At 51.9% G+C, this 16,280-nt stretch carries 15 protein-coding genes; 6 read left to right on the plus strand and 9 right to left on the minus strand.

What is annotated here, in order from left to right; translation table 11 throughout:
• Nucleotides 1-31: 31 nt before the first annotated feature.
• Nucleotides 32-1,678 (minus strand): Na/Pi cotransporter family protein, encoded by a 1,647-nt coding sequence (locus KNP64_RS05150; protein ID WP_214788442.1) that lies wholly within the window; start codon nucleotides 1,676-1,678, stop codon nucleotides 32-34.
• 181 nt (nucleotides 1,679-1,859) lie between these two features.
• On the opposite strand from KNP64_RS05150, the gene KNP64_RS05155 reads away from it, so the two are divergent.
• The gene (locus tag KNP64_RS05155; protein WP_251126299.1) at nucleotides 1,860-2,336 is read left to right on the plus strand and encodes a hypothetical protein; all 477 of its coding nucleotides are present in this window, start codon (nucleotides 1,860-1,862) and stop codon (nucleotides 2,334-2,336) included.
• Nucleotides 2,337-2,351: 15 nt separating this feature from the next.
• Here the strand turns inward: KNP64_RS05155 and KNP64_RS05160 are convergent, their stop codons facing one another.
• Nucleotides 2,352-3,671: a methyl-accepting chemotaxis protein gene (locus KNP64_RS05160; protein WP_214791876.1), complete on the minus strand. Its 1,320-nt coding sequence runs from the start codon at nucleotides 3,669-3,671 to the stop codon at nucleotides 2,352-2,354.
• A gap of 217 nt (nucleotides 3,672-3,888) precedes the next feature.
• Here KNP64_RS05160 and ispG point away from each other — a divergent pair, with 217 nt between their 5' ends.
• Nucleotides 3,889-5,010: a flavodoxin-dependent (E)-4-hydroxy-3-methylbut-2-enyl-diphosphate synthase gene (gene ispG, locus KNP64_RS05165; protein WP_021065716.1), complete on the plus strand. Its 1,122-nt coding sequence runs from the start codon at nucleotides 3,889-3,891 to the stop codon at nucleotides 5,008-5,010.
• Nucleotides 5,011-5,081: 71 nt separating this feature from the next.
• On the plus strand, nucleotides 5,082-5,663 hold the full coding sequence (locus tag KNP64_RS05170) for a hypothetical protein (protein ID WP_233004382.1): 582 nt from the start codon (nucleotides 5,082-5,084) through the stop codon (nucleotides 5,661-5,663).
• A 36-nt stretch (nucleotides 5,664-5,699) separates the two neighbouring features.
• On the opposite strand, the gene KNP64_RS05175 is transcribed toward KNP64_RS05170, so the two are convergent.
• From KNP64_RS05175 to KNP64_RS05190, 4 genes are read right to left on the minus strand one after another with little or no spacing between them, the layout of a single operon-like run.
• Nucleotides 5,700-7,097 (minus strand): NAD(P)H-hydrate dehydratase, encoded by a 1,398-nt coding sequence (locus KNP64_RS05175; protein ID WP_214763229.1) that lies wholly within the window; start codon nucleotides 7,095-7,097, stop codon nucleotides 5,700-5,702.
• Between the two features lie 59 nt (nucleotides 7,098-7,156).
• Nucleotides 7,157-7,567, minus strand: coding sequence for a Fur family transcriptional regulator (locus KNP64_RS05180; protein WP_034778069.1), 411 nt, complete (start codon nucleotides 7,565-7,567; stop codon nucleotides 7,157-7,159).
• A complete protein-coding gene (locus tag KNP64_RS05185; RefSeq protein ID WP_034778071.1) occupies nucleotides 7,554-8,417 on the minus strand; it encodes a metal ABC transporter permease in 864 nt (287 codons plus the stop codon). Before KNP64_RS05185 ends, KNP64_RS05180 begins: the two co-directional genes overlap by 14 nt.
• Nucleotides 8,414-9,172 carry a metal ABC transporter ATP-binding protein gene (locus KNP64_RS05190; RefSeq protein ID WP_138859236.1) on the minus strand — a complete coding sequence of 253 codons (759 nt, stop codon included), beginning with the start codon at nucleotides 9,170-9,172 and terminating at the stop codon, nucleotides 8,414-8,416. Before KNP64_RS05190 ends, KNP64_RS05185 begins: the two co-directional genes overlap by 4 nt.
• Nucleotides 9,173-9,361: 189 nt before the next feature.
• Between KNP64_RS05190 and KNP64_RS05195 the strand changes: the two genes are divergently transcribed.
• From KNP64_RS05195 to KNP64_RS05205, 3 genes are all read left to right on the plus strand, one after another.
• Complete coding sequence (locus tag KNP64_RS05195) at nucleotides 9,362-10,894, plus strand: Ppx/GppA phosphatase family protein (RefSeq protein ID WP_214791874.1); 1,533 nt, start codon at nucleotides 9,362-9,364, stop codon at nucleotides 10,892-10,894.
• Nucleotides 10,891-13,056, plus strand: coding sequence for an RNA degradosome polyphosphate kinase (locus tag KNP64_RS05200; RefSeq protein ID WP_034778078.1), 2,166 nt, complete (start codon nucleotides 10,891-10,893; stop codon nucleotides 13,054-13,056). Before KNP64_RS05195 ends, KNP64_RS05200 begins: the two co-directional genes overlap by 4 nt.
• Nucleotides 13,057-13,148: 92 nt before the next feature.
• Nucleotides 13,149-13,319, plus strand: coding sequence for a DUF1427 family protein (locus tag KNP64_RS05205; protein ID WP_021065708.1), 171 nt, complete (start codon nucleotides 13,149-13,151; stop codon nucleotides 13,317-13,319).
• A gap of 33 nt (nucleotides 13,320-13,352) precedes the next feature.
• Here KNP64_RS05205 and KNP64_RS05210 read toward each other — a convergent pair whose 3' ends face one another.
• From KNP64_RS05210 to KNP64_RS05220, 3 genes are all read right to left on the minus strand, one after another.
• On the minus strand, nucleotides 13,353-13,958 hold the full coding sequence (locus KNP64_RS05210) for a hypothetical protein (RefSeq protein ID WP_240731316.1): 606 nt from the start codon (nucleotides 13,956-13,958) through the stop codon (nucleotides 13,353-13,355).
• Nucleotides 13,918-14,820: a deoxyribonuclease IV gene (locus KNP64_RS05215; RefSeq protein ID WP_034778080.1), complete on the minus strand. Its 903-nt coding sequence runs from the start codon at nucleotides 14,818-14,820 to the stop codon at nucleotides 13,918-13,920. Before KNP64_RS05215 ends, KNP64_RS05210 begins: the two co-directional genes overlap by 41 nt.
• Before the next feature lie 81 nt (nucleotides 14,821-14,901).
• Entirely contained in the window at nucleotides 14,902-16,254 is a 1,353-nt protein-coding gene (locus KNP64_RS05220) for a DEAD/DEAH box helicase (RefSeq protein WP_353047329.1), read from the minus strand.
• Between the last annotated feature and the right edge of the window lie 26 nt (nucleotides 16,255-16,280).

The following is a 16,280-nucleotide window of genomic DNA, read 5'->3' on the forward strand; positions in this document are numbered from 1 at the left end:
GTTCAGATGAGCGAGAGGAACCAATCATGTGTTAGACCGTTACTTCATTGGCAGCATCTTCAAGCGTGATTTCTGTGATGTTCATCGCGTGGTCACCGATGCGCTCCAAGTTCGAGAGCATATCGACGAAGAACATCCCGGCTTGACCGTCACACTCGCCTGTGTTCAAGCGGACGACGTGATTTTTACGGAATTGACGTTCAAGCATGTCGAGTTTCGCTTCCATCTCGATGACTTGACGGGCTTCGACCATGTCGCCGCTCGCAAGCGTTTGAAGCGACTTCTCAAGCGTGGAACGAGTCAAATCGTACATCTCCGTCAACTCTTTTTGAGCGTCGGCCGAGAGATTGACGCGCGTTGCCGTCTTATAGTCGATCAACTCGATGATGTTCTCGACGTGATCACCGATTCGTTCAATATCATTGATCGCATGCATGAGTGTCTTGTGTTCTTGTGATTCTTGTTCTGTCAAATCGACAGCGGCAAGCTTCACGAGGTAATCCGTGATTTTTGAGTTGAGTGAGTTGAGCGCGTCTTCGATGTGCGCCGACTTCTCAGCATGTTTCTTATCACCAGTTGCCATATATTTGCGTGCTTCATCGAGACCAAGTTTCGCGAAATCGCCCATGCGGATGACTTCATATTTAGCTTGCTCGACAGCAATCGATGGCGACTGTTGGATGAAAATTGGATCCAAATGCTGTGCTTTTGTATCGACGATTGAATCTTCACCAGGAACCATTTTCGTCACGATCCATGCAATCGTTCCGATGAACCAGAACTGGATGAACGTGTTGACGACGTTGAACGTCCCGTGAGCGAAGGCAATTTGCATCTTGTCTTCGATTGCTAAGAGATCTGTGATCCAGTAAATATATTGCGTGAACGGAATCAACAAGATCATGAAGATTGTTGTTCCGATCAAGTTAAAGATAACGTGGGCAGCGGCTGCACGACGGGCCGCGACCGAAGCACCAATCGAAGCAAGAATTGCCGTGATCGTCGTCCCGATGTTATCCCCGAATAAGACCGGGAGTGCGGCGTCGAGTTGAATCGAGCCACCGGCATACAACTCTTGCAAAATCCCGATCGTTGCTGATGACGATTGAACGATGACCGTGAAGACCGTACCGACGACGACGCCGAGGAACGGGTTGTCACTCATCGATTGCGTCAAATCGATGAAGTATTCGCTCGAGCGAAGCGGCTTCATTCCGCTTCCCATGAGTTCAAGACCGTAGAACAGCATCCCGAAACCGAAGAAAATTTGACCTAAATGTTGCAACTTCTCTTTTTTGAAGAAGAAAAGGAGAACCGCACCGATAGCGATAATCGGCAACGCGTAGGCGCCGACATCGAAACCGATGATGAACGCCGTCACCGTCGTTCCGATGTTCGCCCCCATGATGACCCCGATTGCTTGACGGAGTGTCATAAAGCCGGCACTGACAAGGCCGACCGTGATGACCGTCGTACCTGATGATGATTGAATTAAGACCGTTACAATGATCCCGGCTAGTACTCCGAGGAACGGATTCGATGTATACTTATCAAGGATGTCGCGCAGGCGGTTACCTGCTGACTTTTGGAGGCCGTCTCCCATCGATTTGATACCGAAGAGGAAGATTCCTAATCCTCCAAAAAACATGAATAACATTTCTTGCAAATTGTATTCCACGATTTTTGTACTCCTTTTGATTGTGTATTAGTTGTGTTTGCTTGGTTTTTATTGCCCTACTCATTATGCCCGCATCACCCATTCGATGTAAACAGGTTTAATGTTAAGGTTTTATTAAACCACTGTATGAATTATATGTGTTTTATGCGAATTGTACTATAACAGATTGGAGTTTGATTTTATGCTCAAAACGACGTCACAGTTTCTCCGCCACAGCATCTTCCCGTCCAAGCAGGCGTTACGGTTGCGCCTCGCCCCACTCCACGCCTATATGTTGGCGAGTCTCGTCTTGACGGTTGTGGTCACGTTGCTCGATTACATCGTATTACAGCCTGACTTCTTTTGGCCGATGTGGATATTTTTACATGGCTTCGCCATCTTCTTCTTCTATATGGGGTTCGTCGCGCTCAGTGCCCTTCTCGTCCAACTCGCCACGAGATGGCGCACGAAGAAGACGTGGCCGTATCGCCAAGCTTGGCCGTACGCAGTCGCGATGACGATGCTTCCAGTCCTCCTCCTGGTTATCTTGTACCATGTCGCTCCTCCATTGACTTGGCTCGGAGTTCTCTTATCCCTCGTCTATTTGATTGTTCCGTTGCGTCATATCCCCGTCAAATCGAAGTCATCAAACAAGCCGGACAACGCACGTTTGCGTTGAACCGGCTTTCTATCGTTATAACGTCGGTGCCAAATCAGATAATACGGTTTGAAGCCGTTGACTTTGTTTGCCTAAGTCGACCCCTGCGCCTTGTAACGTCTGTTGTACGTCCGACCAACCCTCAACGCCTTCATATAATTCGTCTAATTTGCGTTCGAGCGCCACTCCGACTTCTTTTAATTGTTCATTCGCTTCCGCCATATGTAGTAATTGATGTCCCGTGGCGGTCGTTTGCTCGGTGATGGATTGGAATTGCGTCATTTGTCTTCTCATTTCCTGGTCGATTGTTTCAATGCCGCCTTCAACCCGGCGCAACGTCTCGCCTAAATAAAAGATATCTTCTTCAAAGCGTTTCATCTCATTGAAAATCTCGGCCCGCTCCAAGCGAATGGCTTCGATGGCAGCCACGGCCGACAGCGTCGATTCGTTCGTGAACGACTGATAAGATTGACTCGTCGACGCGACGGTCGCAGCAACTTGCTTGAACCCCGTCACTTGTTGTTGATTCGCTTCAAGTTGTCGCATAAAGACCGGTAGACTCGATTCAAAAGCGGTCGACGTCTCGAGCATCGTCAACAACGAACGTTTCCATAGTCCGATAAACGTGTTGTACTCTCGTTCCAAACTTCGCATTTCAAACGATTTTGCGTGAAGTTCAACCTCTGAGAACGAACGCGTGGCGACTGATTCGCGAAGCCGGACCGCAAATGCCGTCAACGGCTTGATTTCACGCCGAATCATGAACGAGAATAAGCCAATCATCATAACGAGCATGACCGTGATTGCGACGAAAACAAGTTCTCTTAAATTCCACATCGTGCCGAGCACCGACTGTTTCATGACGACAATCGCATAATGGGCTTTCAACTCGGGAATCGGTGCCGTAACGATAAACACGTCTTTTTGTTCGCTAACACTCACATCGTTCGCCATGATGTCATCCATACGGTTCATAAACCGATCCTCCACTTGTCGACCGCTCAATTGCTCGACTTGTGTGTCGCGCAATAAATATTGACTCGCTTCTAAACCATCCGCCGATAAAATGGAAGCTTGTTGCATATACATCGACTTCAACGCCCGGTTCAGCACTTTCTCATTCGCGACGTACGCCCCATACGTCGCCTTGACCGTTTCGCGGACGACGGTCGCTTCACGATGTAGCCGTTTCTCAACCTCGCTCGTCAACAACTGCTCCGCTTTCAAAGCGAACCAGCCGAACACGGTTAAAAACAGGACGAGCATGACCGGCATCAACGTCCATAGCATGCGATGGCTCATCGTCTTCTCCGCCTGTCGCTTCCTACCCCATATTTGTTTCAATCGTTCCAACATGATACATTCCACCTTTTCAGACGTCATTTCTTTGAATATATCGGTCCTGAGACGGTGGAAAATTATGAAGCATCTGTTAAGATAACGTTAGCGTTTTGTAAGAGCACACCGATCAAGCGCTTGCCGGGTGCTTTTTCACAAACATTTCGTTATGATAATAAGGAAACCACTCATCTTAAATCGATTGGAACCTTTCCAAAAGAAGGAGATTACGTATATGTCAGAAATTTTACATCGTTCATTAACCCGTCCGATCCGTGTCGGCAACCTCATCATCGGTGGATCCAATGAAGTCGTCATCCAGTCGATGACGACAACAAAAACTCATGACGTCGAAGCAACCGTCGCTGAGATTTTACGTCTCGAAGAAGCGGGTTGCCAAGTCGTACGCGTCGCTTGTCCTGACGAGCGTGCGGCTGACGCCCTCGCTGAAATCAAGAGCCGCATCAACATCCCGCTCGTCGTCGATATTCACTTTGACTACAAATTGGCGCTCAAAGCCATCGAGAGCGGTGTCGATAAAATCCGCATCAACCCGGGTAACATCGGCCGCCGCGAGAAAGTCGAAGCGGTCGTCAACGCTGCTAAAGCAAAAGGTATCCCGATTCGAATCGGTGTCAACGCCGGCTCACTCGAAAAGCAGTTCCTTGAAAAGTACGGTTATCCGACGGCTCAAGGAATGGTCGAGAGTGCCATGCACCACGTCAAGATTTTGGAAGATCTCGGTTTCTATAACACGATCATCTCGCTCAAGGCATCTGACGTAAACCTCGCCCTCGAAGCATATACGCTCGCAGCCAAAACGTTCGATTACCCGCTCCACGTCGGAATCACGGAATCAGGCCCGCTCTTCTCAGGATCACTCAAGTCTGCTGCCGGTCTCGGGGCAATTCTTTCGCTCGGTATCGGTTCGACGGTCCGTGTCTCACTATCTGACGACCCGGTCGAAGAAATCAAAGTCGCCAAAGAAGTGCTCAAATCGTTCGGCCTCGCGGCTAACGCAGCGACACTCATCTCATGCCCAACATGTGGACGCATTGAGATCGACTTGATTTCGATCGCCAAAGAAGTCGAGGAGTATATCCAAAACATCAACGTCAACATTAAAGTTGCCGTTCTCGGCTGTGCAGTAAACGGACCAGGGGAAGCCCGTGAAGCTGATATCGGGATCGCCGGCGCCCGCAACGAAGGCCTTCTCTTCCGTCACGGGAAAATCATCCGGAAAGTACCCGAAGCCACGATGGTCGAAGAATTGAAAAAAGAAATCGACGCCATCGTCGCTGAAAAATTGGCCGCACGTGAACTCGAAGAGCAAGAGCTCGCCAACCAATCTAACTAATCCTTTGCCCGCTCGGTTGCAACCGAGCGGGCTTTTGGTACAATAAGGGTTATGAGCAAGGAGGGACGAATATGCACATTGGAATTGACCTCGACGGAACCGTCACGGATCCGCAAAGTTGTTTTCATTATATGAACGATGCGCTCGGATACGCCATCGATTATCATCAGGCGACCGAATACGAGCTGCATACTTATACAGATATGACACAAGAAGCGTTTTGGCGCTTCATGATTGAACAAGGTCATGAGGAAGCGATTTATCGTCGCTCACTTCCGCATTCCGAAGTGAACGCCGTCTTATGGAATATGCGCAAGTCGCACCGCCTCCATTACGTCACGGCTCGGAGCGAGGCCGTGCGCGCCGTCACCGAGGAGTGGATTCGACAGCACGAACTCCCACTCGACTCCCTCATCATGACGGGGAGTCATGACAAGGTCGGTGTCGTCAAACAGCTCGACCTCGACTTGTTTATGGAAGACCGCTATGAGAACGCGATCTCCATCCATGAACAGACGTCGATTCCGGTGCTGTTGTTCGACGCCCCGTATAATCGTAAGCCGTTGCCGACCGGCGTGAAACGGATCTCCACGTGGAGCGAGGCCCAACACATCGTGCGTCACATCGAGACGACGAATTCGATCACCATCTAAACTAAAAAAGAGGAATCCCGAGTGGGTTCCTCTTTTTTAGATGCGTCCGATCGCTTCGATGACATCGGTCGCGAGCACGCTCGCCGGATGAACCTGTTCGCTCGCCTTTCTCGCCGCGAGCGCATGCCAGAGAACCGCTTGCTCATTCGGGGACTTGTCGGTTTGTAAGCGGTCCGTTCTCGCCCATAACGCGAGCAACATCCCCGTCAACACGTCCCCACTACCACCTTTCGCGAGCGCTGAAGCCTCGACCGTATTGACCGCCCCGGTACCATCCGGATTGACGATGAGGGTAAACGTCCCTTTCAAGATGAGATGGACCCCGTGCGTCATCGCAAATTCTGAGGCAACCTGAAATCGATTCGCTTCGATCTCGTCGACTGATTTATCGATCAAGCGCGCCAGTTCACCCGGATGCGGAGTCAGCGTGAGCGGGCCAGATGCCTCGAGACGCTCTTTCGTCAGCGCTCCGGCATCGACGATGAGCGGCGCGCTCACATTGCTGATGAGTGGCCACAATCGCTCTAGACGCTCGTCATCGATGAGGCCAGGACCGATCGCCGTGGCAGCGTAGTCCTTGTCCGGCAACTCGTCGATGTCGTAATACATTGCCTCCGGCAAACTCGAGGCGAGCGCGAGCGCCTCATGCGGGATGGCCAAATCGAGCAGACCGACTCCCGTCCGGAGCGCCGACCGTGCCGCCAAGAACGGGGCGCCGATCAAATGACGACTTCCGCCAATTAAGCGACCGTGGCCATACGTATTTTTATGACTATAGGAATCCCGTTCGAGTAGGTTGCGGTCAAAGTCTAATCCGGTCAGCACGCGCCATCTTGACGTATGCGGCAGTCCGATCTCAACGACCTCGACCTTGCCGTAATACAGCGCGGTCCGTTTTAAAAACGCGCTTCGCTTATAGCCGTGGAGCGAAAACGTCATCTCCGCCTCAACGGCGTGACCGTCAAAGTTGATTGCGTCGTCACTCGGGACTCCGGACGGGACATCGATTGCCACGACGGGTGCTTGTTGCTTGCGTATCCATGTGATCACGTCACGGGCCTTACCCGTGACCGGACCATGGAAACCGACTCCGAACAATGCATCGATGACGTGATCGGCGTCTTGCGGCTCATCGCTGACCGTGACAAACTGTCGCGCGTACTGTGCATGCCTACTGCCTTCTGTCGATTTCGGTTCACCGAACGGGGCATAGACAGTGACGGCATGACCTCGTTGCGCCAATTCGCGCGCCACAACCCAACCGTCTCCCCCATTGTTGCCCGCTCCACAGACGACGAGGACGGACGTTCTCGACTTGAAGGTAAGACGTGCCGCCAAGGCCGAGGCCGCCCGTTCCATCAAGACGTCAGCCGGCATGCCATGTCGGAGCGCCGTCTCATCGGCCTGCTTGATTTCAGCTGCCGTGTAAATCATTCCGACTCCCCCTCTCGTGATTCGACCAAAAAGGGATTGCATGAACAATCCCTTTTTGGTCACTTACATTGTTTACAATACCCATAAATCTCGAATTTATGATCGACGACTTCAAAATCAGGGTCGAGCGTCTCGACGTAGCGCATCGGACAGAGTTCGAGCAACTTCGTCTTACCACAACCTCGACAAATGAGATGGTGATGGTGATGATTCGATCCGCAGGTGACACGGAACGCTTTTTCCCCGTTCAACTCGGTCGCCTCGAGCAGACCTTCTTCGGCGAACGATTTCAAGTTGCGGTACACCGTGTCAAAACTCATCGTCGGATGCTTTGAGCGCATATAATCGAGGACGTCTTTCGCACTGACATAGCGTTCTTCCGCTGCGAGAAAGGCAAACATCTCGATCCGTTTCGGCGTCACTTTGAGCGACGAGGACTGCAAGCGGGCCAACTGTTCAGTTTCCTTCATAGCGAACCTCCTTTTTCCGGGCGATCCCGAATCGCTCGGCCAACATGACGACGGCCAAAATCAAGACGGCGAGCAAAACGATGACACCGCCTGGGGCGACATCAAGTTCATAGGCGAGCACGAGCCCACCGATTGTCGCAACCTCACCGAAGACGATCGACCAAAGAATCGTCTGTTTAAAGCTGTTTGTGAACCGGAGTGCAGCCGCGACCGGCAGCGTAATGAGACTCGATACGAGAAGCGTACCGACGATGCGCATGCTGACTGCGATGACGAGTGCGACGACGAACATGAACAACACATGCAACATCGTGCTCGGTAAACCGGACACTTTGGCTTGTTCCTCATCGAACGACAAGAACAACAGCTGTTTATAAAACATGACGATGACGAGCAAGGTGATACCGGCCACCGCCAAAATCAACCAAATATCCGACAGACTGACCGCAGAAATCGATCCGAACAACAGCGTCGATAAATCAATTGAAAATCCACGCGATAGCGAGATGAAGATGGCACTAAGCCCCATCCCTGCCGACATCATGATGGGAATCGACAACTCTTGGAAGTGCACATATTTCCCGCGAAGCCAGTTCAGCCCGAGTGCTGCGAGGACGGATACGAGCGTCCCGAGGTAAAGGGGATTCAACTCGTTGAACAGTAAAACGTACTGTCCGAGAAATAGACTGAACGATATTCCGGCAAGCGTCATGTGGGATAGCGCGTCGGCAATCAGGCTCATCCGTCTGACGACGACAAATGAGCCGATGAGCGGTGCGGTGAACCCGATGACGACGGCTGCGATGAACGCATAACGTAAAAAGCTGTACGTAAACAGATCCGCAATCATGACGTACCTTCATGGACGAGCACTTTGACCGGATATGGCTTGATCGCGGTCAATTCGCCGAGTTCACTATATTCTTTCAATCCACAGTTGCACGCCATCCGTCCATGGTCGAGATGGACGACTTTCGTGACGAGGTCGGTGACGATGTTCAAGTCATGGGTGACCAGAATGAACGTACATGTCGTATGTTCACGCAACAGATGAAGCACTTCGTAGAAGTCGCGCAAATGCTTCTGGTCGACGCCGACCGTCGGCTCATCCAAGATCAGCAGGTCCGGCTGATTGACGATGGCCCGGGCGATAAAGACGCGCTGTTGTTGCCCACCAGACAAGCTACCGATCTTCCGATGCCGGAACTGCCACATGTTGACTGTCTCAAGGGCGTTTTGAATGGCCGCCTTATCCTCGATGTTCAAACGCTTGAACAAACCGAGCCGTCCATAGCGGCCCATGGCAACGACTTCCTCGACCGTCACCGGAAAACCCGAGTTAAACGATGCCGCTTTTTGGGAAACGTAACTGATACGGGACTTGTCTTTGAACTGGCCTTGAGGGCGTCCAAATAGTTCCACTGTCCCGGTTTGTGGGGATAACAGTCCGAGAATCGTTCGAATCAATGTCGATTTCCCGGATCCGTTCTCCCCGACGACAGCAACGAAGTCGCCTTGTTTAATATCGATGGACACGTCCTGTAGCGCGGCGGTCCCATCGTAGTGATAGGAAACATGATTTAATTTTACGACGGATGTCGTCATAAGCTACCCTTCTCTCGTGTTATAAATCGTAATCATTTCTACTTGCTTGGCGACTGTATTATACAGAATATCAGGCGAGGCTTCAAGTATGAGGCGATGAGAGAGGATGGTCGGTCCGTCCGTATGAAATGCATATGTCTTTTCAGGATCTTCGTTGTACACTAGAGATAACGCAGAGGGGGTTTTTCCGTGGAGAAAAAGCTAGCAGTCATCGATATCGGATCGAACTCGATTCGAAACGTCATCTTTGAAGTGAACGGGCACGGCCAATATTTCGAACGACTGAACGTAAAAGAAGTGGCCCGGTTATCGAGTCATATTACCGACGACAATGAACTGTCCGATTCCGGCATCGAGGCGCTCATCGAGACGCTCAACCATTTCCGCTGGTTGAACGATCATCATGGAGTGAAAGAAGTACTGCCGGTCGCGACAGCCGCCATCCGTAACGCCAGCAATTCTGAAGCCATCTTAGAGGAAGTGCGACAGGCGACAGGGATGGAGATTCGACTGTTGAGCGATTATGAAGAAGCCTTTTACGGCTATTCAGCCATCGTCAATTCGACGTATATCGAGGATGGCTATTCGGTCGACATCGGCGGCGGTTCGATGGAAGTGACGTACTTCAAAGACCGTGAACTCGTCTTCTATCACAGTTTTCCATTCGGCGCCGTCACGTTGACCGAAGACTTCATGAAAGGTGACACGCTCTCAAAAGACGAGCGCAAGCAACTGACGTCGTTTTTGAAGAAGTCGTTCAAAGACATCGACTGGCTCGTGCCGCATGGCATTCCGCTCGTCGGAGTCGGAGGGACCGCTCGAAACCTCGTCCGGGTCGAACAGTCGCTATCGTTGTTCCCGCTCGAAGGCATCCATCAATACACGATCGGAGCCGACCGCTTGCATGAAGTCGTCGATGAGCTCATCGATATGTCGAGTAAACAGTTGGGCCGGCTTGACGGGTTGTCGAAAGACCGAATCGATATCATCGCCCCGGCTGTGACCGCCATCGATGAACTGGCGAAATATTTGAAAGTGCCTGAGTTCATGATGAGCAATAACGGACTACGCGAGGGCTTGTTCTATGAGTACTACTTAAAGGAAAACAATCGGGTCCGTTTCAATGACGTCAAAGAAGAAAGTTTCCGCCATTTCGAGAAACAGTACGCCGTCGACCCGGTCCGGCATCAACACTTGATTCATCTGGCCCGTCAAATTTATACCGGCCTGATTGAAACGAAGACGATCAAACCGAAACCGTTCGAACCCGGCCTGTTAGAAGGGGCCTGCCGCCTCGCCTACGTCGGGGAATATATCGACCATAACAACAAGAGCGACCACACGTTCCACTTGATTACGACGAACGATTTTAAAGGGATGAACAACGAGGACCGGCTCGCACTCGCCTTGGTGACGTCATATAAATCGCGCCGCCTGCTCGAACAACACATCGAGGGCTTCCCGGAATGGTTCGACTCGAAGATGTTGAAGAGCTTAGAGTTGCTCGGCTCGATCGTCAAACTCGTCGATGCGCTCGACTTGACCGAACGTCAAGTCGTCGAGGACATCGACGTCTCTTCGACGGACGAGGGACTCGTCTTCACGCTTCATACGCACAGCTCGCCGCGTTTTGAAGTCCAGCGCGGCATCCGTCATAAAAAACATTTGGAACGTGCCATCGACCAAACCATCGAGTTACGTGTAGAGGAGAGAGAGTCATGACCATCTACTTACCCGAACATTTCAATAACCGCGAGCTCAGTTGGCTGAGCTTCAACGAACGCGTCCTCCAAGAAGCGATGGACGAACGCAACCCGCTCATGGAACGGTTGAAGTTTCTCGGCATCTTCAGTTCGAACCTCGACGAGTTTTACATGGTCCGTTTCGGCGGATTGAAAGATGAAGTGCTCGCCGGCTTCAACCGTCCGGAAGACAAGGCCGGGTTGACACCGAAACAGCAAATCAAAGCCATCTCCATCAAAGCTCAGGAACTCGTGGAGGTCCAGTACGCGACATATAAGAAAATCGTCAAACAGCTCGCCTCGGAGAACGTCCGCTTCCTACGGCCGAAACATTTGAACAAAGAACAGCTCGACTTCGTCAAGTTATACTTCCGGACCCACGTCTTCCCGGTGTTGACGCCGATTGCCGTCGACGCTTATCGACCGTTCCCGATGCTGTTGTCCAAATCACTCAATATCGCCGTCGAGATCGCCTCGACCGATGAAGGCAAAAAACGGCTCGCCCTCGTCCAGGTACCTGCCGTGTTGCCGCGTTATCTCGAATTGCCGACAGAGGACGAGGACCATACCGATTTGATGTTGCTCGAGGACGTCATCATCCAGTTCATCGACTCGCTGTTCAAAGGTTTTGAAGTCGAGTCGACGATGCCGTTCCGGATCACACGGAACGCGGATATGCCGTTCCATGAGGAAGGAAGCCGCGACGTCCTTAAACAGATTGAAAAAGAGTTGAAGAAACGGCGTTATGGTGTCGCGATACGCCTTGAGGTTCAGCAACGGTCGCTCAGTAAAGAGCTATTGTTCATGCTTCAAGACGTGCTCGACTTGCATGACCGCGACATCTTCCTCGTCGACGGCCCAATCGATTTGACGTTCCTGTTTGGGGTGTATAACAAGATTGGTATCGAATACGATGACATGATCAATGAGACGCTCATCCCGTTCGTCCCAGAAGGACTCGAGCCGGGGAAAGACTTGTTCCAAGCGTTACTCAAACGCGACTATTTGCTCCACCACCCGTACCATTCGTTCGACCCGATCGTCCGCTTCATCGCCCAAGCCGCCAAAGACCCGAACGTGCTCGCCATCAAGCAGACGCTCTATCGTGTCTCTGGTGACTCACCGATTATCAAGGCGTTGACCGACGCCGCCGAGAGCGGGAAACAAGTGACCGTTCTCGTCGAATTGAAGGCCCGGTTCGACGAGGAGAAGAACATCCAATGGGCGAAGCAGCTCGAGAAGGCCGGCGCCCACGTCATTTATGGCTATAAGGAGTTGAAGACACACTCGAAGATCACGCTCGTCGTCCGCATCTTAGAAGGCGGGGTGCTGCAGCGGTTCGTTCATCTCGGTACCGGCAACTATAACGACTCGACCGCCAAACTGTACACAGACATCGGTTTGTTGACAACAAATGAAGAACTCGCCGAAGATGCGACCAACTTCTTCAACTGGCTCTCCGGTTACGGCGAACGCCCGTCATGGCACAAGTTCGAGACGTCACCGGACGACATGCACGACTTCTTCCTTCAAAAGATTGACGAAGAGATTAAACTGCATGAGAAATACGGGAACGGTCGCATCGTCGCCAAGATGAACTCGATCACCGACAAACCAATCATCACAAAACTGTATGACGCCTCACAGGCCGGGGTCAAAATCGATTTGATCATCCGTGGCATCTGTTGTTTACGTCCCGGGATTAAAGGCATCTCGGATAATATCCGCGTCGTGTCCATCATCGACCGGTATTTGGAGCACTCGCGCATCTTCTACTTCTATCAAAACGGGAAAGAAGACTTGTATTGCTCATCGGCCGACTGGATGACGCGCAACATGCGCAAACGGATCGAGATCCTCTTCCCGATTCTTGACGCGGGACACAAGTCATACATCAAAGATATGCTCGCGCTGCAACTCGTCGATAACGTGAAAGCGAGAATCCAGCGTGCTGACGGCAGTTACGTCTATTTGAAACAAGAGGCCGGACAAGAGCGCATCCAATCACAAATCATCATCCATCAATACACGGGCGGACGTTGGAACAACATCCCGAGCGTGTTTGAGCGCGAACCGTCGAACTGGGCCGAACGGGAAGTCCTCCGCTTGCGAGCCGAAAACGAGAAAATGACAGATGACTGATGTTAGACTTCTCAAACGAGAATGAACATTGTATAATGAACTCGGTTACCTGTTAGTTAAGCGTTTTCATTTCGATTATGGAGGAATCATTCATGCAAGAAATCCTATTGTCATTGCTCGCTGGTCTCATTTGTGGCATGATTTTCACGGCCTTGAAGTTGCCGCTCCCTGCCCCGCCGGTCTTACCGGGCGTCATCGGCATCTTCGGTGTGTTTCTTGGGATGAAAGTATATCAATTCGCACTCGCGAACTGGCCATTTTAATTCAAAAAACGAAGCCCGCGGGCTTCGTTTTTTTTATAGATCATAATGTCTCGCTTTGTGACACGTCGGGCAGAGCCACGTGCCACTCCCTGCTTCGAGATGATACTCCATCAAACGAATCCCGGTCGGCCCGAAACGGTTCATGTCATCCCCGCACGCTTCACAGATGGCCGTCGGGGCGAGCTGTGACACTGCCTGCTCTTCGGTCAAGTGAGCAGTGAACGTCTCCCGGGTCCACTTGGCAGACGGGACGCGGTACCCTTGCTCCCATTTGGTGCGGATGACAGCGTCCGTGTCTTCCTCGTACATACCTGATTGAAGCAACGGATGATGGAAATCAAGACCGACCACGTCGACGAGGCTATACGCCTTCGTCTCTGGTCCCGCCTCCGTCCGCCAATAGCGGTCGGCCGGGCGCTTGGTCATCTCGACGAGCATGACTTCGACTTCAGCCACGATACCGTATCCGAGAATCTCAATCCAAGCTGTCCCCTCTTCGAGCCGGCCTTCCACATAGAACGGGCTCGCTTCCTGAAAGTAGATCGGGAGCGCGGACCAGACATCATACTCGTTCGGATCGATTCGGATGATGTTCATCTTACTGGTGCGCGAGCGTGAACTGTTCGCGCCATTCGGCATCGAATCGGTTCGCCCGGAACATCTCGATCTCTTGTTTGTATGGTGCCACTTTCGTTTTCTCACTGATCGGGATATACGGCGTCTCCAAAATTTTTGGCAAGTGGGTGAACGCCTCGTGGTGGATGATCCGGTTCAACGTGTCGAAGCCGATTTCGCCATAGCCGATATTCTCGTGACGGTCTTTTTTCGCGCCGCGCACGTTCTTCGAATCGTTGACGTGGATGACGCCGAGACGGTCCAGTCCGACGATTTGGTCGAACTGTTCAATGACACCGTCCAAATCGCCGACGAGGTCATAACCCGCGTCATGAACGTGACATGTGTCGAAACAGACCGAGAGCCGGTCGTTGTGCGTCACCCCGTCGATGATCGTTGCCAGTTCTTCGAACGTCTTGCCGAGTTCGCTGCCTTTTCCAGCCATCGTCTCAAGTGCGATTTTCACGGTCTCGTCACCGGTGAGCACCTCGTTCAAGCCTTCGATGATGCGGGCCAAGCCGACGTCTTCCCCTGCACCGACATGCGCGCCCGGGTGAAGGACGACGTGACGTGCGACTTGGAGCGCTTCGGCCCGTTTGATTTCGGCGGCCAAAAACGAGACGGCGAGTTCGAACGTCTCCGGTTTCGTCGTGTTGCCCAAGTTGATGATATACGGGGCATGGACGACGATCTCGTCGATGTCGTGCGCCGCCATATGGGCGAGCGCCGCCTCGATATTCAAATCCTCGATTGGCTTGCGCCGTGTGTTTTGGGGCGCACCCGTATATACCATCATCGTGTTAGCGCCGTATGAGACGGCTTCTTCACTGCCAGCGAGCAACATTTTCTTACCGGATACAGAAACGTGGGAACCAATTTTTAACATAGTCATTTCTCCTTCATTCTCATCTGTCCTTAGTGTACACAAAAAGAAGAATCGACTCCACGAAGTCGATTCTTCTTTTGCTTAGCGTCGGTTCTTTTTACGAACTTCGCGACGTTCCTTACGTTGGCTCTGCATATGCTCACGTGAGGCCGTCTCTTTCAATTTATACTTGAACTTCTTCTTGTAACCAGGTTTGACCTTTTTCTTCGCCTTCTTGATTTCGCCCGCCATCCGGCTGTGCGCCGTTTGCGAGACTTTCATCTTCCGGTCGGTCGTGCGGCGTTTGCGTGTCTTGATCTCTTGAAGCGATCCGTTCTTCAAATCGACGTGCTTGAACGTGAATCCACGCTCTTCGAGTCGATTGATTGGGCCGTTCTCGTGATCTTCATACAGCGTGTACGCTTCGCCAGTCTCACCAGCGCGGCCCGTCCGGCCGACACGGTGCGTATAGAAGTCGAGGTCTTTCGGAATGCCGAAGTTGATGATGTGCGACACACCTTTAATATCGATGCCGCGCGCCGCCAAGTCGGTAGCAATCACGAACTGATATTTCGCGTCGTTGATGTCTTTGATCGCTTGCTTCCGGCGACGGGCTTGCATGTCCCCATGAAGCGTGCCGACGTTGAGTCCCGCCTCGCGGAACGACGTCTCCAACTCATCCGCATCTTGTTTCGTGTTCGTGAACACGAGACAGACGAACGGGTTGATCGCTTTTGCGATGTCGACCGTCAATGCCTTGCGGTCACGGTGACGGACCGGGATGACGTGATGCTTGATTTTCGGAACGACGCGGTGCTCTTCACTCGCTTCCGCGTAACGCGGGTCATGCAAATATTTCTTCAAGAACGGTTGTAGCTTCTCAGGAATCGTCGCTGAGAAGACCATCGTTTGAAGTTTCTCTGGCAACGACTGCGCGATGCGGTCGACTTCAGGCAAGAAGCCCATGTCGAGCATTTGGTCGGCTTCATCGACGACGAAATGCGTGACTTTGTGCGGGAATAACGCTTGGACTTTCATCAAGTCGAGTAGACGACCTGGTGTCCCGATGATCAGTTGTGGTGGGTTTTTCATCTTGTCGATTTGTCGTTCCCGGTCAGTTCCTCCGACAATCAGACTTGTTTTAATGTAGTCCGGCTGTTTGACGAGGAGCGTTTTCAACTCTTCGTGAATCTGCCATGCGAGTTCGCGCGTCGGTGCGACGACGATGGCTTGGACCGATTCTTCTTTCGGATCGATCGCTTCTAAAATAGGTAAGAGGAACGCAAGCGTCTTCCCCGTCCCGGTTTGTGATTTCCCAATGATATCGCGGCCATTCATCGCAGCCGGAATAATCCGGGCTTGAATGTCCGTCGGTACTGTGATGCGCTTTTCTGTCAAGGCATCGACGATAAACGGTAACAATTTGAACTGTTGGAAGCTGTTCAATCGATACACCTCCTGTTTCTTTCCACTTTTCCTAG

Origin of the sequence: Exiguobacterium sp. s64, assembly GCF_018618035.1 — a bacterium.
GTDB classification, from domain to species: Bacteria; Bacillota; Bacilli; order Exiguobacteriales; family Exiguobacteriaceae; genus Exiguobacterium; species Exiguobacterium mexicanum_A.

Bases quoted from the DNA above. Each gene is read 5' to 3' on its own strand.
- KNP64_RS05155 (WP_251126299.1), top strand. From the start codon at position 1,860: ATGCTCAAAACGACGTCACAGTTTCTCCGCCACAGCATCTTCCCGTCC.
- KNP64_RS05160 (WP_214791876.1), bottom strand. From the start codon at position 3,671: ATGTTGGAACGATTGAAACAAATATGGGGTAGGAAGCGACAGGCGGAG.
- ispG (WP_021065716.1), top strand. From the start codon at position 3,889: ATGTCAGAAATTTTACATCGTTCATTAACCCGTCCGATCCGTGTCGGC.
- KNP64_RS05170 (WP_233004382.1), top strand. From the start codon at position 5,082: ATGCACATTGGAATTGACCTCGACGGAACCGTCACGGATCCGCAAAGT.
- KNP64_RS05175 (WP_214763229.1), bottom strand. From the start codon at position 7,097: ATGATTTACACGGCAGCTGAAATCAAGCAGGCCGATGAGACGGCGCTC.
- KNP64_RS05180 (WP_034778069.1), bottom strand. From the start codon at position 7,567: ATGAAGGAAACTGAACAGTTGGCCCGCTTGCAGTCCTCGTCGCTCAAA.
- KNP64_RS05185 (WP_034778071.1), bottom strand. From the start codon at position 8,417: ATGATTGCGGATCTGTTTACGTACAGCTTTTTACGTTATGCGTTCATC.
- KNP64_RS05190 (WP_138859236.1), bottom strand. From the start codon at position 9,172: ATGACGACATCCGTCGTAAAATTAAATCATGTTTCCTATCACTACGAT.
- KNP64_RS05200 (WP_034778078.1), top strand. From the start codon at position 10,891: ATGACCATCTACTTACCCGAACATTTCAATAACCGCGAGCTCAGTTGG.
- KNP64_RS05205 (WP_021065708.1), top strand. From the start codon at position 13,149: ATGCAAGAAATCCTATTGTCATTGCTCGCTGGTCTCATTTGTGGCATG.
- KNP64_RS05210 (WP_240731316.1), bottom strand. From the start codon at position 13,958: ATGCCGAATGGCGCGAACAGTTCACGCTCGCGCACCAGTAAGATGAAC.
- KNP64_RS05215 (WP_034778080.1), bottom strand. From the start codon at position 14,820: ATGTTAAAAATTGGTTCCCACGTTTCTGTATCCGGTAAGAAAATGTTG.